Source organism: Paenibacillus sp. J22P90 (assembly GCF_059692195.1).
In genome coordinates this window covers 210,245-234,005 of the sequence record NZ_JCAUAY010000006.1, presented here as the reverse complement: position 1 = coordinate 234,005, position 23,761 = coordinate 210,245, and the positions used below count along the sequence as shown (strand labels likewise).

Sequence of the window (23,761 nt, the reverse complement as noted above, 5' to 3'; positions counted from 1 at the left end):
ACGGAGGTGAACGCTATATGAATCGCAAGCCGACAGCCGGCTGGCAAATGTTCAACGGCTTCAATATATTATTTCTTTCTCTCTTATCGCTAGCGATGCTCCTGCCGTTCTTAAACGTGCTGGCTCAATCGTTCAGTTCCTCGGAAGCTATTGTCAATGGGAAGGTATTGTTCTGGCCTGTTGAATTTACATCAATTAACTATCAATATGTATTTAGTGACGCAGCAATCTGGCGTTCTTTCGGAGTAACGGTGTATATTACGGTGTTGGGTACACTAATCAATCTAATCGCGACCGCTTCACTGGCTTATCCGGTGTCGCGCCCTGAGTATGCTGGCCGTAATGCTGTCGTTATTATGGTTTTGATTACGATGGTCTTCACAGCGCCACTTATTCCTAACTTTATTTTGATGAAAAATTTACACCTGACCAATTCACTTTGGGCCTTAATGATTCCAGGGGCGATCAGCGCCTTTAACTTCTTCATTATGCGGTCGTTTTTCATGCAAATTCCGAGTGAATTAATTGATTCCGGGCGTATCGACGGATGTTCCGAGCTTAGAATGATCTGGAACATCGTCCTGCCGCTATCCAAACCAGTTATGGCTTCTCTAGGGATTTTCTATGCGGTAAGTCACTGGAATACGTATCAAAGCGCCTTGTACTACGTAAATAAGCCGGCCCTTTGGCCGCTTCAAGTCAAACTGCGTCAACTGATTGTATCCGAGGATATTAGTATTGATCCGAATGCTGCCCAATTCAGCGGGCTTGCCCATATGGATCCAGAGGGTATCAAAATGGCTACCATTATCATTGCGACGCTTCCGATTATTATCATCTACCCATTCTTACAGCGTCATTTCGTCAAAGGTATGATGGTTGGATCAGTGAAGTCCTAGTCATAATCTGCTTGAAATGATCAATATTTACAAAATTCTAAAAAAAAGACAATTCAAACTAAAGACAGTCCATATCAGTGAATTGTAAACGCTTTTACAATGAGAGCAGGAAGTGTATATAACTTAGTGAGATGAAAAGAGGGGTAGAAATGAAAAAATGGATTCCGGTCACAATGGCTACCGTTTTAATGGCTTCCATGTTGGCTGCTTGCGGCGCAAAAACAGATGATCAACCAGCATCAAGCGCAGCTGGCGCAGCAAGTGCTAAACCTGCAGAAAAAACGAAATTCTCCATCTCCATGCGTACACTAGCATTCGGACATGTTGAGAAATCGCCTGATATCAATCAAGACAAATGGGTGAAGAAGCTTGAAGAGCTAACGAACTCCGATATGAATATCGTGCTTGTTCCACACAAAGAATATGAACAGAAAATGATCCAAATGTTTGCAACAAACGACATTCCTGATGTTGTTCAGGCTAATGGCGGTGTAAACGGCAAAGAAATGGCAGGTTCCGTGAAAGCTGGCGTGTTCATGCCGCTGGATGATTTGCTGAAGAAATACGGTCAGAATTTGCTGAAAAAAGTGCCTAAAGAAGCTTGGGATAAAGTGACGTATCAAGGTAAAATTTTCGCGATTCCTGAGTACTTGTCCAACCCATCCCGCCGTGCGATCTTCGTTCGTAAAGACTTGCTCGATAAAGCAGGCCTAGGCGTTCCGAAAACGGTTGATGAGTACATGAAAGTACTTCGCAAGTTCAAGGAAATGGGCGTAGAGAACCCTTATATGGGTCGTGAGAACTTTAAGTACGCGGATTCCTTCTTCGGTGCTTATGACGTCTATCCTTACTTGTCCATGTTTGAAAAGTCAGGCGATCAAGTATTGCCGAAATTCTATGATACAGAAAATATGATGAAAGCTCTTCAAACGTACAAAACGATGTTTGACGAAGGCTTGATCAATAAAGAATTCGCAACGATTAACGCAACAGTGTTCAAGAACACGATTCTTGCTGGTAAAGCGGGTATGTGGTCCATGAATGCGAATGAAATGCTGCAATGGGAAACACAGCTGAAAGCCAACGTGCCAACAGGTGACATCGAGATCATTTCCGCACCAACAGGACCAGATGGCAAAGGTGGTCACTACCTGTATGGAGCAGCACCGCGCGCTTATTTCATTAACAAAAACGTGAAAAATGCTGAACAAATCATCAAGTTCTTCGATTGGATGATGTCTCCGGAAGCAGAGAAATTCTTTACATTCGGTATTGCAGGCGACACGTACACAGAAAAAGATGGCAAAATCGAATACAAACAGCCAACCGATACGGCAGCTGTAGATGAAGAGCGCTACCGTCAATCCTTCTTGTGGATGGTTCAAGATACAACTTATAATAAAGGGACACTTGGCTTGACAGATGAAGGTAAAAAGTTGATGAATATTTTCGATACAACTTTGAAAAATGAAGGCCGCGATGGTATCGAATTCGAACCTCGTTTGGATTCGTTAGCAAAGAATCCTGACATTGCACCTATTTCTGACCAAGCACCTCCTGTACTTCTTCAGCACATGGTTAAAATGGTTTACGGAAAAGAACCGATTTCCGACTGGCCGAAAGTGTTGGAAGAGTGGAAGTCCAAAGGTGGAAATGATGTAATCAAGGAAGCAAATGAGAAATTTAATAGCAAAGATTCCGGTACGACTGTGTCGATGCCAAGAAAATAAGCTCAGCTCCTGAGCATGCCGCCTCCTCACGTACCCAATGGTACGTGGGGAGCGTGCATTTCATCAGGTTTTGAAAGGAGAGTTCCCCATGTACCGCATACTCATTGTCGATGACGAACCGATGATACGCCGAGGATTACAGAAGCTTGTGGAACAATCGGAGCTGCCCATTGAAAGCTTGCGAACGGCTGAGAATGGTGTTGTCGCAATGCAGCGGATTCAGGAGGAACGACCTGATTTTTTATTCACAGATATACGGATGCCGAAGATGGATGGCCTCGAGCTTTGCGCTCAAATTGCCCAGATGGATGCCGACATTCAAGTGGTCGTGATTTCTGGTTATGGCGATTTCGAGTATGCGCAGAAGTGTGTATCTTACGGTGTTAAAGAATATTTACTAAAGCCTGTCAATATTAAGGGATTTCAGCAGGTGTTAGAGAAGCTCATTCTGAATAAAAGCAAAGTAAGTTCGGAGTCCTTTGTGGCTGTCACCAAGCTGGAGGGGTGGGCTACCCGTCTTGAACAAGCTGTGTGGATGCTGCAGCAAGAGGAGCTTGAACGTGTTCTAGAGGAGATTCAATCCGAGCTAGGCACCTATAAATTAAAACTTAACCGCGTCAGTGATATTGTTCAGGAAATCTATACACTTGTGCATGGGCGGCTTACCGTTCGCGATGTGTATGTGATCCAGGAAGAGTTGAAGATTTCCGCTTCGCTTAGCGAGGAGGACGTATGGCTGTGGTTTACGACAGCTGTGAATGGTCTGCTGCAAGAGCTCAAGAGCAAGCGTAAAGGCAAGCAAAAGGATCCTGTTGAAGAAGCGAAGCAATACATGGAGAAGCATCTGGCAGAAGAAGTTTCTTTAGAAGAAGTAGCTGAATTCATTGGGTTGAATCCTTCTTACTTTAGTCAATTGTTTAAGCAAAATACGCAAGAAACCTTCGTTCAGTATCGAACACGTCGCCGTATGGAGAAGGCGAAGAAGCTGCTGCAACAGCCGCATTGGCGCATTACCGATATTTCCGGTGAGGTTGGGTATGCGGATCATCCGCATTTTACAAAAACATTTAAAAAGTATGAAGGCTGTCTACCCTCGGAATACCGTCAACGAATGGGGATCCGATAGATGAAGAGAAAGTCGCTCTCGCGTCAAATTTATGCGTATTTTCTCATCGTTATTGTGCTCTCATTGGTGTCGGTTGGGGCTGTTTCCTACTGGCAATCCTCGCGAGCGCTGGATGATCAAGTGAAGCAATATATGGAGCAGATGGTCGATAGTGCGAACTATCAAACGGATAGCTATTTACAGGCGTATGAGCTGCTCAGCAATGCCTTTTCGTCAAATTCCGACGTGCGAGCGTTCATGGAAATTAAGCCGGATGATTCGTATGAGTATTATGTGTATTCGGATAAAATCAAGGAATTCGCCCGTATTTCGGTTACGTCCATTATTACCTTATACAAACAGCTAAATATGGCCTATGTCGTGGGTCAGCATGGTCGATCGGTTATTTATGAGAACCAGAACTTGCTGAATTTTGATCCTGTGCTTGTGCGTGAGAAGTACGAAAATTTGATGAAATCAACGCCTGGTGATGGCAAAATTGCGCTGCTCAATTTGAGTATCCGGCCTGTGGATCAAGGCTCCGTTGTCACGATGGCTCGCAAAGTAAGAGGTCCTTCATATGGGGATGCGAACCGTGGTGTCGTAGCTATTGAAATCAAGTTAGATGAACTCGCGAAGACTTGGGATCGGGTGAGCTTGGGGAAAGAGGGGTTTTTCTTCATCGTGGATGATGCGGGTAATTACATTTATCCGCGGACAATGAGTGAGCGCAAATCGAAAGACGAGCTTGCTTCTCAAGTGCTGTCGAGCGGCAATCAAACATTTTTGTCCAAATACAATGGAGAGGAACGTATGTTTGTATCTCGAAAGTCGGGTTACTCGGATTGGAACCTTGTTGCATCCATGCCTGTTGAAGAGCTTCGTCGTCCCGCAAATACCATTCGGACAACGACAATTATCGTCGGTCTGGTTACATTGGCTGCTGCGCTTTGGCTTGCATCACGCTTTGGTCGCACTATCATTCGGCCGATTCGGGATCTCAAAGACAGCATGAGGGAAACGGAAAAAGGGAACTGGCAGTACATTGAAGACGCAGGTCGAACGGATGAGATGGGTGGACTTATTCACAGCTACAACCTGATGGTAACGCGCTTGTCCGATATGATCGAGCGGGTGTATGAGGCCGAGCTGGAGCAGCAAAAGAATGCTCTGGAGCTTGGCGAATCTCAGCTTGAACGTCAGCGGGCGGAGTTCCAGTCACTCCAGCTGCAAATTAACCCGCACTTCTTGTACAACACCTTGGAGACGATCAATTGTTACGCGATTGTTCAGGATTCCAGTGAAATTACGGAAATGGTTGAAGCGATGGCTTTCATGCTTCGCTACTCCGTCCAAACCAACCTAGAGGAAATTACGGTTGCGAATGAGTTAAATCATGTGCGGAACTACATGATTATTTTACAGCATCGAACGGATCGGGAATTCGAGATTGACGTTGCAATTCCGCCGAGCCTGCTGTTAGAGAAAATGGTGCGCTTAACGCTGCAGCCTTTGATTGAAAATATATTCCAGCATGCTTTTCCAGATGGCGTGGAGGAGCATCACAAGATTCGCATTGATGCCCGCAAAGAAGGCGGTTTGTTCCAGGTCTTCATCGAGGACAACGGCACAGGTATGATGCCGGAACGCCTAGCCGAGCTGCGCAGAAAGCTGGAGGAGAACCGCTTGGCGGAGCCGGAAGAAGCGAGTACCGGGACCAAGCGTGGCGGTGGCATCGGCCTGATGAACGTCCACCGACGGATTCAAATGGTGTTCGGCGAAGCCTACGGGCTGTCCGTCGACAGCGAGTGGGGACGCGGCACCTGCGTCACGATGACGATGCCGGAGACGGTGCGGCCTCGGCTGCGCGGATGAGTCTTTCAGGCACCTAAAAGAGGTAGTTACGCTGCACTAGCAGTGATTCAAATATAAAAAAATAAGATGTATATCCATGGGAGGATACCACTATGAACATCAACTTGACGGGGAAAATTGCACTTGTAACAGGATCTAATGCAGGGATTGGACGCGCGATTGCGCTAGCATTGGCTAGCAATGGTGCGAAAGTAGGCGTGAACTGTTTGAACAATGTGACACAAGGGCAGGAAGTTGTTGCTGAAATTCAAGCATTAGGCGGGGAAGCCGTACTTGTACAAGCTGATGTAACGAATATAGAGCAAATCGATAGACTTGTAAGTGAAGTTGAGCAAGCGTTGGGTGGAACTATCGATATTCTTGTCAATAACGCAGGTCACTTGGTACAACGTGTACCGAATGCTGATATGTTTGAAGAAATGTATGATCGCATCATGGATGTAAACTTGAAAAGCACGGTTTTCATGTCCAAACGTGTGCTTGCTGGCATGAAAGAAAAAGGCTACGGCCGTATCATCAACATGACTTCCGTTGCAGCGCATAACGGCGGCGGACCGGGATCCAGCATTTATGCAGCAAGTAAAGCAGCAGTACTTACATTCTCCAAAGGTTTGGCGAAGGAAGTTGCTGCAAGCGGCATCACCGTGAACAATGTATCCCCTGGTTTTATCGGCAATACGATGTTCCACGCGACATTTACGACGGATACAGCACGCCAAGCTACGATTAACGGCATTCCGTTGCAACGTGAAGGCACTCCGGATGATGTAGCAGGTGCGGTACTGTACCTTGCTTCCAATCTAGCTGGCTACTTAACTGGTGAAACGATCGAAATCAACGGCGGGATGATGATGCGATGATTACCGCGATCCCATTAGGCGCAAAAGTAGAGACAATGTCGTGGGCGGGTCAAACCGCCCAGAGGTTGAAAGAAGAAATCGACAGGCTGCAGCAAGCAGGCAGCCTGGTCGTTCCTAAAGAACCTGGTGGTTGGTGGCACCAGTATGTTTGTCCACACCATCATACCGAACTGATGTTCGATGAAAGCCTTGTAGATGCTTCAGAATTTCTCTGTCCGCATGGCTGTGTCATCACAGGTGATGCTTATCGCGGTGCGTGGCTCGTGTTCAAGCATCAGTCGCTAGCGCGAGTGGCATTGCAATCTGCGGCTGTGTATGCGGCACTGGGCAATGTATCGTATGCGCAGATTAGTAAGCGATTGCTTGTCGAATATGCGGAGCAGTTTCCGCTGTATCCGGTGCACCCTGAAGCACAGAGTTGGATGCTGAAGGGACGCGCATTCCACCAAGCACTGACAGAGGCGATCTGGTCTACTACGCTGATTCGCGCCTATCTGCTTCTTCGCGATGAGGGGATTACCTTTGATGCGAAGGAACAGGTAGCCATCGACGTGTTCTTAGGATTATTGGCGGGGAGTATGGAGGAGTACCGTCATATTTTGATTCATGAGCGGAATAATGCGGAGAACAACTATACTGCTTGGTTGAACGCGTCGTTATCTTGTGTCTATGCGGCTCGCGGCGAGCAGGCTGAACTTGAAGCGCTTATTGAAGGCCAAGGCGGCTTCATTCATCATCTATCCATCGGCGTTAAAGCCGATCAATTCGAATTCGAAGGCAGCACGTACTACCATGTCTTCGTGCTGCGTGCCTACCTCATCGCTGCCGAAATGGCGCAGCGCTTCGGCATTGATCTCTACGCCACGACAGGCGCAGAGGGACAATCCATGCGCGGCATGCTCGAAGCGTTGGCCGACTTGGCCGACGACCAGGGCGCTTTGCCGGCCCTGCACGACGGACCGCTCGCGCGGGGCCCTTACGCCCGCGAGATCGCCGAGATCGCGGAGCAGGGGCTCGCGATCTACGACATCGCCGGCCTAGCGCCGGTGCTGCGCGAAGCGTACCGGCAGCTAGGCGCTGCCGGTAACGAGCAGCTCGAGGCGCTGCTCTACGGCGGTGGCGCTGACCGCGCCGCTTCTCTAGAGCCGCGCAGCTCGCGGCTCTGGCCGGACGCCGGCTTTGTCATCGGCCGCATAGCGGGGAACCCGCTGTCGTTCCTCGCCGATTTCGGCGAGCACGGCGGTTCCCACGGCCACTACGACAAGCTGCATCTGACGCTGATGCACAAGGATCAAACCTTGACGCCCGATCTCGGGATGGTGCCTTACGGCTCGTCCATGCGCAGATCGTGGTTCGCAGAAACGGCCAGCCACAACACGGTGTCGCTGGCAGGCCAATCCCAAGCGCCGCATGAAGGGCGTCTGAAACAATACGAAGCGACCGAATCATCGGTCTATACTTGGATACAATCGACGGACAGCTATGAAGGCTGCACGATGAATCGCCATCTTTTACTCACAGGTGACTGGCTGTTGGATTGGTTTCAAGTGGAGCTCTCCAGCGATCAACCACAAGCGATCGAATGGTGGATGCATCCTGTAGTACCCATAGAGGCTAAGCTGCAACCGCTAAGCCAAGAAGCTGATTACAAGCTGCTAATCGCCGAAAAAGCGGGAGAAACCACAACGCTCAAGGAGCAACTGCTGCCCATCGTTGGACAGTACGTACCGAGTGGAGCGGGTCAACTACAGGCTTCATACGCCCTCACGGACTCAGAAGCAGTCATCTTCCAATCAGCGCTCGTTCAACCTGGTGATGAGGTTGTGGCCGTTCAAACGCCTGGAGATGCCATAGATCCAAGTCGTTCCCTAACAGCGATGCTTCATCGCCGGAATGATCGCAAGGCGGATTTCATTCACGTGTATCGTGCAGGCAGTACTACGCAATTATCCCAAATTACCGATCATGAAATCAGCATTACCGTTCCTAATCATCCGAATGGTTCTGTCCGCGTAAGAATGACAGATGAAGGATTACAAATCTTGTAATTTGTCATTCAGGCTTTTGTCCAAAAGACATACGCGACGAGCAGGAATGTTGTTGGACTTATAACTATACTCATTTATACGCTTATACGCATTACAGAGAGCCGAGCCTGGAGGGGAATTATCAATGACACAATCTCCACTTTACGAACCGCAAAGCGGTGTGCTAACCGTACAATACGAGCCGAATGAGAAGACGGTGTTGCTGGAAAACCCGCCTCGCTTCACATGGATTCCGGCACAGCTGGAGCACGATCGTTATGTGCTTCAGATTGCGCCAACAGAGGCTTTCGAACCTGCCGAAACGCAGACGGTTAAACCGATTCCATATAACTTATATACACCTGATGCTGCATTTGCCGCAGGCACATACTTTTGGCGTTATGCGCTGCTGCAAGACAATGGCGAGCAAACAGCGTGGAGCTGCGTTCGACGCTTCGAAGTACCGGCAGATTTGCCGGAGACGCCATTGCCAAGCAGAGCTGCGCGCTATGCAGAGACATCAGCCCAGCATCCAAGATTATGGCTGCAAGCAGCGGAAGTAGAAGCTTTCCGCTCTGAATTAGCGAGTGATCCCGCCTATTGCGGTTTTGATGTTTTCTTTGAGAAGTCCGTTCAACCATGGATTGAACGCGATCTAATGGCGGAGCCGCTTCATTACCCAGGAAATAAACGGGTAGCCAAATTGTGGCGCCAGATGTACATGGATACGCAAGAAACGTTATATGCGGTTCGTCATTTGGCCGTTGCAGGGAAGCTGCTCAACAATGCTACGCTCTTAGAGCGTGCCAAAACTTGGCTGCTCCACATCTGTACGTGGGACGTTAAGGGCACGACTAGCCGCGACTATAACGATGAGGCTTCCTTCCGAATGGCTGGCGCCATTGCGTGGGGCTATGACTGGCTCTTTGACCAGCTATCGGAAGATGAGCGGAAACATATTCGACACGTTCTTCTTGAACGTACACGTCAAATTGCGCAGCATGTCATGGAGCATTCCAAGATTCATCATGTGCCTTATGACAGCCACGCTGTGCGGTCCTTGTCAAGCGTACTTGTACCGTGCTGTATCGTGCTCTTGCAGGAAGAGCCAGAGGTTCAGGAGTGGTTGGACTACACGCTTGAGTACTACGCGGGTCTTTATTCCCCATGGGGAGGGCCAGACGGAGGCTGGGCGGAAGGTCCGATGTATTGGACAACAGGCATGGCTTTCGTGACGGAAGCTATGAACCTATTAAAGAAATTTACAGGCATCAACTTCTATAAACGACCGTTTTTCGCTAAAACAGGCGATTTCCCACTGTATGCGTTCAGCCCTGATACGTTGCGGGCAAGCTTTGGCGATCAATCGACATTGGGCGATCCGGTCAGCTTGAAAACCGGCTTCAACATCCGTCAATTTGCAGGTGTGACAGGAAACGGTTTGTATCAATGGTATTTCGAACGCGTCAAAGAGACAGATACCGATTCAGAAATGAAATTTTACAATTACGGCTGGTGGGATTTCAGGTTTGACGAAATGGTGTACCGTCACGACTATCCGCAGGTGGAAGCCATCGCCCCAACCGATGCGAATATTCAGTCGGTCAAATGGTTCCGCGATATCGACTGGGTTGCTTTCCACTCGAATATGGCGGATCCAGAACGTCACATAATGCTCCTGACGAAAAGCAGCAAATACGGCTCCGTCAGCCATAGCCATGGCGATCAGAATGGGTTCTTGCTGCATGCCTACGGAGAGCCGTTAGCGATCGAGAGCGGCTACTACGTGGCGTTCAGCTCCACGATGCATATGAATTGGCGCAGACAGACGCGTTCGACGAATAACATTCTGATCGACGGTCTGGGCCAATATGCGGAGAAGAATAAAGTGCTCAACATGGCCGCCAATGGGTTCGTCGAAATTGCCGAGCAGCGCAAGGGCTACGGGTATTCCCGCAGCAACGCAACCGCGGCATACCAAGAATACGTGCCGTATCTGGAACGGTATGTGCGGGAGTTGTACTTTTTCGGCACGTACGTTGTCGTTGTCGATCACATTGATCTCGCGCAGGCTGGTACCGTGGATTGGCTGTTCCAGACGCTATATGAAATGAAGCTAGGTGGGCAGACCTTCAAGGTTCAGGGCCGTAAGGCTGATATGGACGGTCGATTTGTGTACTGCTCCTCTGGTGAGCTGGAGCTATCGCAGCATCAGAGCTTCACAGACATCGATCAGTCCGAGATTGAAGGGTTGCCGCCGCACTACCATTTGAAGGCGACAACGAAGTCAGCACGAAGCCACCGCATTGCGACGCTGCTTGTGCCGATCAAGCATGGCGAGCCGAAATACGTGTCGTATTTTATGGATGATCAAGGCTTTGATGTTCATATTTACTTTACCGAAGACGGTATCACGAACCGCGTAGAAGTGCCGAAGGCCTACTAAAATATCCTTATAAATCAAGCGATTCCTAGTCAGCGCGAGCTGCCCAAGGGATCGCTTTTCCTTTTCAATTCATAATAAATCCTCTAAACGGGAACCTTAGATGAGGGAATAAATCTATAGAAATCAAACATGAAACCTAAAGTTCCTGCATTGTAAGGGGTACCAAAAACACGGCATAATAAGTGCATAAAGACATCACTCAAACGAGGGGGATTTACATTGGTGAAAAAATATAAAGCACTACAAGTCATTGCGGCGAGCTTGCTAGCCATCAGTTTAACAGCGTGTGGTTCAGGTGGAAGCAGCTCAAGCACGACTTCACCAGCGGCAGGATCAGGTGCAACTGCGACACCAGCAACAACGAAAAAAGATAACATTACGATCACGTTCCAAAACATATATCCGGATCCGACTGATCCGAAAAATGGTATGTTGAAAAAAATCGTAAACGACTATCAAACAAAAAATCCGAACATCAAGATCGAGCTTGACTCCTTGAACACGGATCAACAAAAGCTAAAATTGAAAACACAAGCAGCTTCCAAAGAAGTTCCGGACATCACAGTCGTGAACCCAGCTGCTCAAATGCAACCTTTCGTTGATGCAGGCCTATTCGCTCCTTTGAATGATATGGTTGAGCAAAACGGACTTAAAGCTACATTCCAAGAAGGTATCCTTAACTGGTATACATTCAAAAATAACATTTACGCATTGCCAGATGGTAACAACATCGCAGTTGTTTACTACAACAAAGACTTGTTCAAACAAGCTGGCGTAGAAGTGCCAAAAACGTTTGAAGATATGGTTGCAGCAGTTAAAACATTGAAATCCAAAGGCATTCAGCCAATGGCGATCGGTGAAAAAGATTCCTGGACAGGTTCCTTCTTGTTCATGAACGTATTGCTTCGCACGAACGGCGGCCCTGGCTTCTTGCAAGCTGTTGTTGACGGTAAGAAAACATTTAATGATCCAGCATTCACGGATGCAGTTAGCTCTTTCCAAGACTTGATTCAAGCTGGCGCCTTCCAAGAAGGTGCAACATCCTTTGATTACAACGCAGGTGAAAACTTGTTCAAAACAGGAAAAGCAGCTATGTACTTCATGGGTAGCTGGGCAACTGGCGGTATCGAAACTTCTTCCGTTAACGGTAAAGTTGGCGTGTTCAAGTTCCCTACAGTTAAAGGTAAAGGTAACCCAGACGAGTTCATGTTGGCTCCAGGATCCGCATTCGCTATTTCCGCGAACAGTAAGCATTTGAAAGAAACGAAAGATTTCTTGAACTACTTCATGTTGAACTTCCCTAAAGAAGCTTTCGCAGTGAAAGGCGCTGTAGGTATTGCACAAAAAGTAGATGGCGACTTCAAAGCTGCTGGTTACTCCGATATGGCTATGGAAGTGCTTGGCTTGTTCAAACAAGTTAAAGGTGGCGACCTTGCCTTCGATAACACAATGAACCCAGGAACAGCTCAAGGTCACTTAACAAGCATTCAAAACCTATTCGTGAAGAAAACAGATGCTGCCGTTGTTGCGAAAGAGCACCAAACAGCATACGACACGAACAAAAAATAAATGAATTAAAGTCATAAGCCCAATCGGGACTTACCTTGAGTGCCAGCCCTGGTGCTTGAGGTAAGTCTACGTTTGGTATAATCCCATGAAGGAGGCGAGCGCAAGTGAATGTGTTAAGAGTCTCCAAGTGGACGATTGCCATGTTTGTACTGCCCTGTTTATTGATCTACGTTTGTCTCGTATTTGTGCCAATTCTTGTGTCGATGTATAGCGGATTGCTCGATTGGAACGGGATTGGTGAGTCTAAATTCATCGGTCTAGAGAATTTCCGTACCATGTTGTTTCATGATCCTGTATTTTGGCCATCTGTGAAGCGTACCTTAATGTTTGCTGTATTTTCCATGTGTGAAATTCCAATTGCCTTGGGTGTAGCTATTTTACTGAATCGTTTTATCAAAAAACCGAATTTCTTAGTTTCTGCTTACTTTTTGCCTGTTATTTTATCCGTCGTTATTATTGGACAGTTATGGAAAACAATTTACAATCCAGCTGCGATGGGCGGTATGCTCAACCAAGTTTTGGAATTACTTAACCTACAGAGCTGGACAAGATCGTGGTTAACGGATCCGGCGATTGCGATGTATTCCCTCTACTTTGTAGCGCTTTGGCAGTACTTAGGTTATCACACATTGATCCAGTTTACTGGTATTCAGAACATCCCTGCTGATATTTATGAGGCTGCGCGTCTTGATGGAGCAGAAGGTCTGAAAGCCGACTGGTATATCACTTTCCCTATGAATATTCCGATTTTCAAAATATCGATCGTCCTTGCTTTCATTGGTTCCCTACAAGCGTTTGACATGGTTATGGTTATGACAGCAGGTGGTCCTGCCCATGCAACAGACGTGATTTCAACGCTGATGTACAACAACTCGTTCCTGTCCATGAAATATGGCTACGGAAGCGCGATTGCCGCGTTCTTGGTTGTGCTTTGTCTAGTAGCTACAGTAATTATTAACTCGGTGTTTAACCGTTTAGAGAGAAGATTTTCTTAAGGAAGGGGAGTGTCACCATGCAAAACGCCAGGGAAGCAGCTTCGGCTAAACCTGCCATTATACGGAGACGCAAAAGCTTCTCTATCCTAAAAGTCATTGTTATTGCATTCTTGTCTTTACTTGTGGTCACACAGGTATATCCACTGCTATGGCTGTTCATCTATTCACTAAAAACCAATGAGGAAATTCTCTCAGGACGTTTTTTCGCATTACCGCACGCTCTTCAATGGAAGAACTTCTCCGATGCGATTGAAGCCGGGAATTATTTCAAATATTTAAAGAATAGCCTATTTGTTACCTTGGTAACGATGGTAAGTGTTCTGTTTTTAAGCTCATTAACGGCATTTGCGATTACACGGTTCAAATGGAAATACGGCCAATTGGTTATGGTCATCTTCCTTATCGGAATGATGGTTCCGATGCAGGCGACGCTTTTGCCGCTGATGATTATTTTCAAAAACATGAGCATCCTGAACACGCATCTTTCCATCATTCTGCCTTACATTGCGTTTCAGACGCCAATCGCCGTCTTTATTCTTAGTGGCTTCATGAAGTCCATTCCAGCTGAAATTGAAGAGTCCGCCGTTGTCGATGGAGCAGGGGTCTTTAAAATTTTCAGAAGCATTATTCTTCCTATTTCTATCCCTCCAATGATGACAGTGTGTATTCTCACTTTCATTAATATCTGGAACGAGTACATCCTCGCTGCGACGTTTATCTCGTCCGAGCGGCTTAAGACGCTTCCTTTCGGGGTGAATAGCTTCGTAAGTCAATATTCCGTCAATTATGGAGCGATCGGCGCTTTCCTCGTACTAGGTGCGCTGCCGGTTATTCTCGTGTACTTCTTATTAGCGGACAAAATCACAAAAGGTATGGTAGCGGGAGCGGTGAAGGGTTAACTTCACCCCTCTCTTTTTTCATTTTCAGATTTGGGTATGGTAAAATAGCAAATACTGCCAACGAAAGGGGGCCGCATAAGCGTGAAACGGGGCTTTAATTCCATTCATAATCGGTTGTTTTTGCTATTTATCACTTCCATGCTTGTACTCGTGTTACTGGTTAGTGTTCTGTATTATCAGAAGACGACCCAAATTATACATAGCAAGATTAGTGATCTAGCTCAAAAAAATATTTCACAAACCGTAGGTTTATTTGATTTGCTCTTACAGGGCTACGATAGCATCACGAAATCGTTGAATAGTAACTATGAAATGCTTCGCTTGATTCAAGATCGGGATTCCAATCCTGATGTAACGGCTAGTATTTTTAATGAGCGTACGATTACGAATATTTTGGGAGCGATCTATTATTCGCGTGATGACATCGTCGGTATTCATGTCATTACGAATGCAGGGAAAAACTATAATTACGAGCGCGGCTTTGACAGTGTCATCAATACGAATTATTCGAGCGCTGAATGGTACCAGAAGCTGCAGGATTCCACCGGGGAGATGGTCTGGTTAGGTCTGGTGGAGGGCTCGGTGATTAACCAGTTCCAGCGGGCTCCTCTCTTCGTATTTGGCAGGAAGCTGTATGACCTCACAGATCATCGCGTGATCGGTGTCATGCTGATCGAAACCAATCCGCAGCCGATCCTTGCTGCCCTTTCTAACGTGACAATTAGTCCGAACAGCCGTGTATACATCGTCGATCGCGAGAATCGCATGATTGCATCGACGGCCGAAGATAAAGCGCCTTACCCATCGTTCAGCGGTCTTCCGCGTCCGCAGCAGAATGAGATCATCATTGATGATCGAACAGATCAATTAATTGTAGCGGCGAAAGCGAAAATGTCAGATTGGACCGTGTTTGGCTTAACCCCCAAAGGGGATATCAATGCGGAGGTTGTCAAAACTCGGGAATACTTATACGTTGTCATTTTAGTCCTTATTATTCTTTCTACAGCCTTGGCAAGTCTGATTTCGCAAAATATTGCTTCCCCGCTGAAGCTGCTGATTCGTGAGATGAAGCAAGTGGAGATGGGGAATTTCAAAGGGTCTGTTACCGTCAAATCCTTTGAGGAGATTAACTCCCTCGTATCCTCCTTTAATCGCATGGTGAATCGGATGGATGAGTTGATTGAACGCATTACGCTAGCTTCGATGAGTGAGAAAAATGCGGAATTACAGGCACTTCAGTCTCAGGTGAATCCGCATTTCTTATATAACACCCTAGATATGATTTATTGGATGCTGGACGAACGAGAGAATGATCGTTTGGGCAAAGTCATTCTGGCACTATCCCATATGTTCCGGTACAGCAGCGACTGGCAGGAAGCGTCCAAAACGACGCTGCAACAAGAGCTGGATCAGATGCGTCATTATATGACGATCATCGAGAACCGCTTGGAGGGCAGGGTCAGTACAGATATTCACATTGATCCTGAATGGCTCGACGTTGTTCTGCCGAAAATGACGCTCCAGCCCATCATCGAGAATGCTGTGAAGTATGGATTAGAGCCGTTGCGAGAGCCTGGGTTGCTCCGCGTTTTCGCCGAGGTACATGAGCAAGAGCTGCACATTATTATTTCCGATAATGGTGTAGGCATTGAAGAGGGTCTTCTTCGCCAGATGCAGGAAAGACTAATAGAAGACGCGCGTATGATTGGTGATCCGTACACTTATAAAGCGGAGGAACATACAGGTACAAGCGAGCTGAAAGCCGTCCTGGACAGCAAAATGACGCGGAGAGGCATCGGGCTGACCAATGTGCATCGTCGTATCGTATTACTGTTCGGAGAGGCCTACGGACTCCGGATACATAGTAAACAAGAGGTAGGAACTACGGTGATCATAGCGATGCCGCTTCCTCGTAAGGGGGTATAAACAGACCATCATGGATATTCTTATTGTTGATGACGAAACGGTTATTTTGCAAGGCATCCAACGTACGATTCAGAATCGATTTCCTGAGCACACAATCCATTTAGCTTCGAATGCGGAGCAGGCGATTAGTATTCTTCGCAGTCAGACGATTCATATCGTGCTCACGGACATTCTGATGCCGGGGATGACAGGCCTGGAACTCATGAATATGTCGCGGAGCCGCCATCCACATGTGAAGTGGGTTGTCATCTCCGCTTATTCGGAGTTTTCGTATGCGCAAGAAGCTGTGCGTCTTGGAGCCAAGGACTATTTGCTGAAACCGATCGGCAAAGAGGTGCTGATTGAAATGATCAGGAAGCTTGGCGAGGAAATCGCCCATGATACAGAGCTGATCGAGGAAGCGGAGCTGCTCAAGACGAATCGCAAATTTTTGCAGGAGGCTGTCTTCCAGCGGTGGGTGCAGGGTCTGGATACGGGGCGTATCGATATGGGACCATTCGTCGAACAGCATCCTTATTTCTATTTAATCATGGTTAAAATGGAGACCGATAAAGCCGTCTTTCTCGAAAACTTCATTATCGAGAACGTTCTGTTGGAGTTGATTGAACGCTACGGCAAGGGTTTCGTGACCGTTCACGATAGCAAAAGCCTGCTAGGGCTCGTAACGCCGCCAGATGCTGCGAATATCGGGCAGCTCGTTGAGGAGCTGCGCAGCCATCTTATCAAATATTTGAAGGTTCCCTTCCAAATCATGAGCACAGAGCGGATTGAGCAGTTCCAAGCGGTTCCCGCGGAAGTGCAGCGGATGAGGCAAGCCTCGACGACGCAAGTGTATGAGCATCACGCCAGCGGCAGCGATCGTTCCATCGAAGTCGCTATTCAATATATGCGTACGCACTATCAAGACGACCTTTCACTAGAGAAAGTAGCCTCGATTGTGTACTTGAATCCCGTTTACTTTAGTCAACTATTTAAACAGAAGACGGGGCAGGGCTTCAAGGAGTTTGTGATTAACCTGCGACTAGAACAGGCGAAGCAGCTGCTGCAGAACCCAAAGATGAAGCTGGCGGACGTCGCGGAGCGCATTGGATATCAAGATATGAGGCACTTTTCCCAGGTGTTTAAAAAGAAATATGGTGTTACTCCATCCGAGTTCCGTCTGGAAGTTACTGGCGATAAAGCGGATTCATTGCTGTCAAGAGATTGACTCTCAGGAAATTCTCATCGAATTCTCAGAATTGAGCCTAGAATTAGGTATGGTGCGGTTTTCCTCCTTTGCTGTTAAATATTAGGTTGTTTGGCTTGTGTTATGGTAGTAGCAGGTCAAGTAAGCGCAATATTTAACTACAAAGGAGGAAATCAATCATGATTTTTGTGAAGAAGAACCGCCTTAATCAATCTATCGTTGGTCTAAGTCTTTCCTTGTTAGTCGCGGGATCGGCGCTTTTAAGCCCTCATGCGGCCTCAGCAGCCACGTCGACCACCAATTCAACCATAACGGCAACAGCAACGAGCACGTCCCGTGCAGACAGCATAGTGCGTACAGCGAAGTCTTACATCGGAGATGTTACCTACCGCTATGGTACTAGAAATACTAGTCGTCTGATTCTCGACTGCTCTGCGTATACGCAACTTGTTTTTAGCAAGAATGGGATCAAGCTGCCATGGGGCTCCCAGGCGCAAGCGAAGCTGGGAACTAAAGTCTCGAAGAAGACAAGCCTAAGCAAAGGTGACCTTGTGATGTTCAGTGTATCGACACCAGGGAAGATTAATCATGTAGGTATCTATATCGGCAATGGGCAGTTTATCAGTAATACAACCAGTTCAGGTGTCGTTGTACGTTCCATGACCTCAGGCTATTGGAAAGATCGTTTCATTATGGGACGCCATTTTTAAATAAACGTGTATATTGACCATAACTCCCTCCAAATGGTATATAGTAGAAAACTATAATCATGGTAAGGGAGTTAAGAAAAGATGACATTAAAGCTAGCTTATGAAGCTGTGAAGAAATTTCATGAAACGTTTGAGCATCCGGTGGGCGCATCACCGCAGCGCCTATCCGCTCAGCGTAAAGCTGCGCGCCTTGCGTGGATGCAAGAAGAGCTGAATGAATTTGAGGAAGCCGCTACGTTAGAAGATGAAGTCGATGCGATGATTGATGAATTGTATTTTGTACTGGGGACGCTTGTTGAAATGGGTGTAGAGCCTGGACCGATCTTTGATATCGTTCAACATGCCAACATGTCCAAGGTTTGGCCTGACGGCAAGGTTCACAAGAATGAAATGGGCAAAACGATCAAGCCGCCAGCCTGGGAAGACCCATTCGACAAAATTAGAACTGAAATTCAAAGACAAATAAATAAGGAAAGTTGAGGTGAGGCGATGATGGCTTTCCATATTCGGCTCAAAGAGCTGCGGCAGCAGCAAAATCTCACTTTACGCAAGCTTGGAGAGAAAGCGGGAATCAGCTATTCCATCCTGAATTCGATCGAAAATGGTCGAATCGTTCCGTCGAAAGATGTCGCATTAGCACTAGCTGTGGCGCTTAAAATTAATGATAGAGAAGCCTTTATAGCGTTAGCAATAAATCCCTCTCAGGTATAATTGCAATACCTAATGTTGTGTGGTACAGTATTAATAGTCTTAAGGGTAAACCTAGATTGCGTATTGCAAAGGGTTATCATTTTAAGTAAATGAAACCTTTTCCAATGTGTAATTTTTTTGTTCGAAACAAGAAAAAAGACATGTTAATAAAACTTTGGAGGTATTACCCATGGCAGTAGGAACAGTTAAATGGTTTAACGCAGAAAAAGGATTTGGATTTATCGAAGTTGAAGGTGGAAACGATGTATTCGTACATTTCTCCGCAATCACTGGCGAAGGTTTCAAATCTTTGGACGAAGGCCAACGCGTTGAGTTCAACGTAGTTCAAGGCAACCGCGGACCACAAGCTGAGAACGTTGTAAAACTGTAAGCTTCAGCTTGCACATATAGCATTCTCTAGAAGGGCCCTTAACTTAGGTTAAGGGTCTTTCTTTTGTTTATTTTTAAGGATGGCAAGGAATTTGTGGTGGACAAATTTGTCATATGAAGCGTACAGTATTCTTGGAGTTCATAGCTTTGTAGGTTTACATAGCATCGAGCAAGGAGAGTAGATGATCCGTGGCGATTAAAGATATGGAGATGTTTAAGGACTTCTCTAATATAGAGCTAGCTAAGCTTTTGGGGAAATTAGATAGGTGGAAAAGGCAGGCCGGAGACACGTTGTTCGAGCAAGGTGATTCGGGCGATAGTATGTATCTAATTGAAAGCGGCAGCATTGAGCTATTCTCTCAAAACCAAGAAGGTAAACGGCAATTTTTAGCCAGTTTGCAAGAAGGGGATACGCTGGGGGAAATGGCGTTGTTAACGAATGAGCCTAGATCGGCAACGGCGATTGTCGCAGTCGACAGTGTTCTTTATTATATTGACCGCGAAACCTTCGATCGCTTAGTCGTGGAACAGCCGCAGATCTCTTCCTATTTCATTCGGCTGCTTTCGGGGCGGCTCGTATCGACCAATGGTCGATTGCAGGCCTCCAAGGAAGCGAAGGAGCAATGGGTGCTGCACGAAGTGGAGCAGCTGCCAGAGCAAATGCGAGACTTTTTGTTTGCTACTGCATGCTTGCCAAGTATGAGCGGAGAGCTCCTCAAGCATATGTTTGGCATGACTATCGAAGATGCGGATCAGGCGTATGCTGCTCTGGAGCGCTTCGTTCAGAAGGATTTGGAACGGAATGCTGTTCAGATGCGTGCTGAAATCGCACGCGTGTTGCTGGATAGTTTGCCTGGGAGGTACGGAAAGACACAGGAGCAGCTATGGGTGGAGCATGCTTTGGAATACTATCAAGACAAGGGTGATTGGGCGGCAATGGTGGAGATTTATGCCGCGCGAAGTCAATGGGAGCGGGCACTCGACGTGGCAGCTATAGCTGCAGGCGAAACAGAAGGCGCCACGACCGCTTCTGAGCGGCAGCGGCAAGTGATCGGGCATGCGTTGAGGCGCTGCCCGGACGAGCTGCTTGTCGCGCGCTACGCGGTCTTGTGGGCCCATGTCCGCTACTGCGTGGAACACGCGCCTGAAGCGGGCTTGTCCATCGTAGAGGCGGCGCTGGATCAGCAAGGCGCTGCTTATTCGGCGCAGCAGCTCACCACCGTCTACGAGTGGGGCGCGGATCTGTGCCGCAAGCTGGGGCGTAAGCAGCTTGCGCTCGAGTATTTGCAGCTCGCGGAGACGGCCGCGTTGACGCGGTTGGGCTCGTCGAAGCGCAGCGACGAGCAAAGCTTTGGCCTGGCCAAGCAGCTGCTGGCCAGAAGCAAGAGCGAGCGCCTCGCCGCAGGCGCGGGGCGGCTCGGTGATCGCAGCCGCTGGCTAGGCATAGCGGCTGTCATCTTGGCCGTGGCCGCCGTGCTCGGCTTCCACATCGCCGAGCCTGTAGCGGGGCTGTCCCGCCACGGCATGGACTTCATCGGGATCGGCTTAGCCGCCGTGATCCTCTGGATCGTAAACATCGTGCCCGACTACATCGTAGCCTTAGGCATGGCCATGCTCTGGGTGCTCGGCGGGCTCGTCGAGCCGGAGGTGGCCTTATCGGGCTTCGCCACGCCGACGTGGCTGTACATGATCTTCATCATGGCGATGAGCGCCGTGATTACGAAGTCAGGCTTCTTATACCGCTTCTCCCTCCATGCTCTCAAGCGCTTCCCCGCGACTTATCGCGGGCAGCTATGGGGCATTGTGGCCGGCGGTATTATGCTTAACCCGATGATCCCTTCTTCGTCAGCGAAGGTATCACTCGGCGTGCCGATCGCGCAGACGCTGTCCGAATCGATGGGATTCGGAGCTCGCAGCCACGGCGCAGCGGGTTTAGGGCTGACAGCCATGCTGTTCTATGGCTTCACGGCCCCTTTCGTGCTCACAGGCTCGTACACGAACGTCATGGCCTTCGGGCTGGTCAACACAGCTTCACCGGTGAACTGGATTCAATGGTTTATTTATGCCTTACCGGCATTTCTTGTATTTAGCAGCGTGCTGCTTGCCATCATATTCATCATGTTTCGCAAAACAACTTCCGCTAAGCAGATCTCAGCTGACGTGCTAGACGAGCAGCTGCGACTGCTGGGCCCTCTCACGCGGGAGGAACGCCTTGCTGTTATCACCGTCCTTAGCTGCATCCTTATGCTGGTGCTGCAGCCGTTACACGGCATCGACAGCGCTTGGATCATGCTCATTGGCTTTGCCGTTCTCGTCATCAGCGGCGTGCTGGATCGCAAAACGATTTCAACCGGCATCGATTGGACGTTCCTGCTCTTCCTTGGCGTAGCCTTCAGCTTCTCGGCTGCTGCTAATGAGCTTGGGCTTGTCGAGGCGCTTTCCTCGTTCCTTGGACAGCATATGGGCGTCTTCGTGACGTCGCCGTTCTTCTTCTTGGCCGCCGTTATCGTGCTCTCGTTCATCGTCACGCTGATCGTCAGGGACGATCCGGCTGTTATTTTGCTAGTTACGGCACTTTTGCCGCTAGCCGATCAAGCCGGTGTACACCCGTGGATTCTCGTATTCGTGGTGCTGCTATCGACGGATCCGTTCTTCTTCGCCTATCAATCGCCGACGTATCTCACGGCTTACTATAGCTCCGAAGGAAAAGCGTTTAGTCATCGGCAAGGCCAGAAGATTGCCTTTGCTTATGGCTTAGCTGTGCTGCTGCTTGCACTTCTGTGTGTGCCTTATTGGAAGTGGTTAGGGTTGATACATTAAAATGAAAACCCTTCAAGCCTGTGATTTCACGGGCTTGGAGGGTTTTTGGTTTAGCGCAGGTTCGCTCTCTTCAGCAACCGCTGAATCGAACGGTCCGCTTCGGGCAGGACGATGTCCTTATCGACGGTCCGCATGATGCGGTTTTCCATAACGATGCGACCATTAATGATGGTCGTCTCCACATCAGCGCGCGTCGCCGAGTAGACGATGCGTGAGATCGGATCCACGTCAAAGGACGGAAACGTGTGGAAGTTGTTCAGGTCAAGGATCGCTAGATCGGCTTTCTTTCCGACTTCAAGTGAACCGATTTCATTGGCCATGCCAACGGCACGAGCGCCGCCGATGGTTGCCATGCGGAACACCGTCTGTGCATTCATCGCCGTCGGTCCGTGGACGGGCTTTTGGATGAGCGCAGCGAGCCGCATCTCGTTGAACATATCGAGATTGTTGTTGCACGGCGCACCATCTGCGCCTAAGCTGACAGAGATGTCCAGCTTCAGCAGGTCTGGCGTTTCGGCGATGCCTGAAGCCAGCTTCAGGTTGGAGCCTGGACAGTGGCTGACATGCACGCCGCGCTCGTGGATGATACGCTTTTCCTCATCATCAAGCCAGATGCAGTGCGCCAAAATCAGCCGTTCATTCGCTAAGCCGAGATGATCGAGATAGACGACGTTGCGCATGCCCGTTTCGGCTTGCACGATCTCGATTTCGCCGCGATTTTCAGACGCGTGTGTGTGCACCTTCACTTTGTACTGTTCCGACAAGTTTCGCACTTCACGCAGCAGCTCTTCCGTGCACGAAATGACGAAACGCGGTGAAAACGCGTATTGAATACGACCTTCGTCGTGTCCGTTCCATTTTTCCAGCAAATCAACGCTTTGTTGCAGCGATTCTGTCGTGTTTTCCTGCAAGGCGAAAGGAACCTCGTCCCCTTTGTCCATCATCACCTTGCCAGACAGTGCCCGAATGCCGCTCTCGGCAATCGCCTGAAAAGCAAAGTCGGTATGGTGTACCGTTTCCATATCCACGATCGTCGTCGTTCCACTCTGAATCAGTTCTCCAATACCGAGCATCGCCGAGTAGTAGATCGACTCCTCATCATGAGCGGCTTCCAGTGGCCAGATCCGCTTTTTCAGCCAATCCATTAACTCGAGATCGTCCCCTTTTCCCCGAAATAACGTCTGACAGAGGTGGATGTGAGTTTGAATAAAGCCGGGAATGACGGTACGATTCTTGGCGTTGATGATTTTATCTGCCTGTGTGTGGTTCAAATCCGGTCCAATCGCAGTAATGCGGTCATTTTCGATCAAAATATCCCCGTTTACAATGTCTCCATCCCGGTTCATGGTCACGATCTGTGCATCTTTGATTAAAATAGTTGTCATCGTACGAAAACCTCCTACTCCCCTAATATATGAAAATGTAGGCATAAAAAAACTAGCCATGAAAAATATGCCCATCTGTCTGCACATTTTTCGTAGCTAGAAATTTACGGTTTCTAAGTAGAGACCCTTAATCCAATTATTAAGGTTATACGAAAGAGGTCGTATGCAATTGTGTCGTGCTTATCTTTAGAGTAAACCGACTAGAGCATTTTTGTCAAACGGGTGTAAGTAAATGTGACATGCCCTCCC

The 23,761-nt window shown here is 48.1% G+C and carries 18 protein-coding genes and 1 riboswitch; of the genes, 17 read left to right on the top strand and 1 reads right to left on the bottom strand.

Going from position 1 to position 23,761, the window contains the following annotated elements:
* Positions 1-17 precede the first annotated feature (17 nt).
* From AC58UX_RS21175 to AC58UX_RS21095, 17 genes are all read left to right on the top strand, one after another.
* Positions 18-899 (top strand): carbohydrate ABC transporter permease, encoded by an 882-nt coding sequence (locus AC58UX_RS21175; RefSeq protein ID WP_497256339.1) that lies wholly within the window; start codon positions 18-20, stop codon positions 897-899.
* A 149-nt stretch (positions 900-1,048) separates the two neighbouring features.
* The gene (locus tag AC58UX_RS21170; protein WP_497256337.1) at positions 1,049-2,629 is read left to right on the top strand and encodes an extracellular solute-binding protein; all 1,581 of its coding nucleotides are present in this window, start codon (positions 1,049-1,051) and stop codon (positions 2,627-2,629) included.
* A gap of 88 nt (positions 2,630-2,717) precedes the next feature.
* Positions 2,718-3,755 carry a response regulator transcription factor gene (locus AC58UX_RS21165; RefSeq protein ID WP_497256335.1) on the top strand — a complete coding sequence of 346 codons (1,038 nt, stop codon included), beginning with the start codon at positions 2,718-2,720 and terminating at the stop codon, positions 3,753-3,755.
* Positions 3,756-5,609 (top strand): cache domain-containing sensor histidine kinase, encoded by a 1,854-nt coding sequence (locus AC58UX_RS21160; RefSeq protein WP_497256333.1) that lies wholly within the window; start codon positions 3,756-3,758, stop codon positions 5,607-5,609. It begins immediately after the preceding gene.
* A 92-nt stretch (positions 5,610-5,701) separates the two neighbouring features.
* Complete coding sequence (locus AC58UX_RS21155; protein ID WP_497256331.1) at positions 5,702-6,469, top strand: SDR family NAD(P)-dependent oxidoreductase; 768 nt, start codon at positions 5,702-5,704, stop codon at positions 6,467-6,469.
* A complete protein-coding gene (locus AC58UX_RS21150) occupies positions 6,466-8,517 on the top strand; it encodes a heparinase II/III domain-containing protein (RefSeq protein ID WP_497256329.1) in 2,052 nt (683 codons plus the stop codon). The genes AC58UX_RS21155 and AC58UX_RS21150 overlap by 4 nt, the downstream gene beginning before the upstream one ends.
* A 124-nt stretch (positions 8,518-8,641) precedes the next feature.
* A complete protein-coding gene (locus AC58UX_RS21145; RefSeq protein ID WP_497256327.1) occupies positions 8,642-10,942 on the top strand; it encodes a DUF4962 domain-containing protein in 2,301 nt (766 codons plus the stop codon).
* Positions 10,943-11,164: 222 nt separating this feature from the next.
* Entirely contained in the window at positions 11,165-12,511 is a 1,347-nt protein-coding gene (locus AC58UX_RS21140; RefSeq protein WP_497256325.1) for an extracellular solute-binding protein, read from the top strand.
* Positions 12,512-12,615: 104 nt separating this feature from the next.
* Positions 12,616-13,506, top strand: coding sequence for a carbohydrate ABC transporter permease (locus AC58UX_RS21135; RefSeq protein WP_497256323.1), 891 nt, complete (start codon positions 12,616-12,618; stop codon positions 13,504-13,506).
* Positions 13,507-13,523: 17 nt separating this feature from the next.
* Complete coding sequence (locus tag AC58UX_RS21130; protein WP_497256321.1) at positions 13,524-14,405, top strand: carbohydrate ABC transporter permease; 882 nt, start codon at positions 13,524-13,526, stop codon at positions 14,403-14,405.
* 81 nt (positions 14,406-14,486) lie between these two features.
* Positions 14,487-16,331: a sensor histidine kinase gene (locus tag AC58UX_RS21125; RefSeq protein ID WP_497256319.1), complete on the top strand. Its 1,845-nt coding sequence runs from the start codon at positions 14,487-14,489 to the stop codon at positions 16,329-16,331.
* Between the two features lie 10 nt (positions 16,332-16,341).
* On the top strand, positions 16,342-17,538 hold the full coding sequence (locus AC58UX_RS21120; RefSeq protein WP_497256317.1) for a response regulator: 1,197 nt from the start codon (positions 16,342-16,344) through the stop codon (positions 17,536-17,538).
* Positions 17,539-17,696: 158 nt separating this feature from the next.
* The gene (locus tag AC58UX_RS21115) at positions 17,697-18,227 is read left to right on the top strand and encodes a C40 family peptidase (protein WP_497256315.1); all 531 of its coding nucleotides are present in this window, start codon (positions 17,697-17,699) and stop codon (positions 18,225-18,227) included.
* Between the two features lie 81 nt (positions 18,228-18,308).
* The gene (locus AC58UX_RS21110; protein WP_497256313.1) at positions 18,309-18,707 is read left to right on the top strand and encodes a pyrophosphohydrolase domain-containing protein; all 399 of its coding nucleotides are present in this window, start codon (positions 18,309-18,311) and stop codon (positions 18,705-18,707) included.
* Between the two features lie 12 nt (positions 18,708-18,719).
* On the top strand, positions 18,720-18,938 hold the full coding sequence (locus tag AC58UX_RS21105) for a helix-turn-helix domain-containing protein (RefSeq protein WP_497256311.1): 219 nt from the start codon (positions 18,720-18,722) through the stop codon (positions 18,936-18,938).
* A gap of 169 nt (positions 18,939-19,107) precedes the next feature.
* Complete coding sequence (locus tag AC58UX_RS21100) at positions 19,108-19,308, top strand: cold-shock protein (RefSeq protein ID WP_028555213.1); 201 nt, start codon at positions 19,108-19,110, stop codon at positions 19,306-19,308.
* A gap of 188 nt (positions 19,309-19,496) precedes the next feature.
* On the top strand, positions 19,497-22,127 hold the full coding sequence (locus AC58UX_RS21095; protein ID WP_497256309.1) for an SLC13 family permease: 2,631 nt from the start codon (positions 19,497-19,499) through the stop codon (positions 22,125-22,127).
* Positions 22,128-22,177: 50 nt separating this feature from the next.
* Here the strand turns inward: AC58UX_RS21095 and AC58UX_RS21090 are convergent, their stop codons facing one another.
* Positions 22,178-23,512, bottom strand: coding sequence for a 5'-deoxyadenosine deaminase (locus AC58UX_RS21090; protein WP_497256307.1), 1,335 nt, complete (start codon positions 23,510-23,512; stop codon positions 22,178-22,180).
* A 73-nt stretch (positions 23,513-23,585) separates the two neighbouring features.
* Positions 23,586-23,685, bottom strand: a riboswitch (purine riboswitch).
* Between the last annotated feature and the right edge of the window lie 76 nt (positions 23,686-23,761).